Annotated in this window: 1 protein-coding gene; it reads left to right on the top strand. The window is 45.1% G+C overall.

Annotated elements, in window-relative coordinates; all coding sequences use genetic code 11:
* Positions 1 to 778, top strand: a 778-nt coding sequence (locus A3735_RS06405; RefSeq protein ID WP_156499460.1) for a bifunctional diguanylate cyclase/phosphodiesterase, incomplete at its 5' end; no start/stop codon positions are given.
* Positions 779 to 812 lie beyond the last annotated feature (34 nt).

Below are 812 nucleotides of genomic sequence, written 5' to 3'. Positions count from 1 at the left end.
CCTGGAAAGAGACCTTAGAAACGCACTGGAACGTAACCAGTTCAAAGTTTATTATCAGCCTCAAATTTCTGCCAAGACAGGTAAGACCATCGGTGTTGAAGCGCTGGTAAGATGGCAGCATCCTGAGCGTGGTCTAATCTATCCTGGCGAGTTTATTCCTTTAGCCGAAGAAACCCGACTAATGTCTGATATTAGCGACTGGGTACTGCATTCGGCCTGTAAAGAAATTAAATCCTGGATCGACAGCGGCCAAAGTGACATTCGCTTATCAGTAAACTTCTCACCTCTCCAGGTTGAACACCCGCGCTTTGTACAGCGTTTACTATCCAGCTTGCGCCAGGCAGATTTCCCGCCCGGAAATCTCGAAATCGAGCTCACTGAAAATGTTATTATGAACGACCTTGAGAATATGACTCAAAAACTCAGACAACTCTCTGAGCATGGCGTCACCATTGCCATTGACGACTTTGGCACGGGTTATTCATCACTGAACTATATTCATAAACTGCCTATTCATACTTTGAAAGTAGACCAGTCCTTCATCAAGGATATTGAAGATACACACGATGATGCCTGCATCGTTAATGCTATTGTATCCATGGCCCACGGCCTGAAACTCAATATTGTTGCCGAAGGCGTCGAAACCGAGACTCAACTAAGTTACCTAAAGTCTTTGGGCTGCCAGGAGATTCAAGGCTTCTATTTTGGTAGAGCCGTTCCAGGCCGTGACGCACTTGAACAGATTAACAACAATGCGAGCCAGCTTATTGAGATATAAGCTGGCCTTTTTCCTCAGAACATCCATAATAATG

The organism is Oleiphilus sp. HI0061, assembly GCF_001635675.1.
The sequence above is the reverse complement of the archived record's forward strand: the minus strand, read 5'-3'. Positions and strand labels throughout refer to the sequence as shown.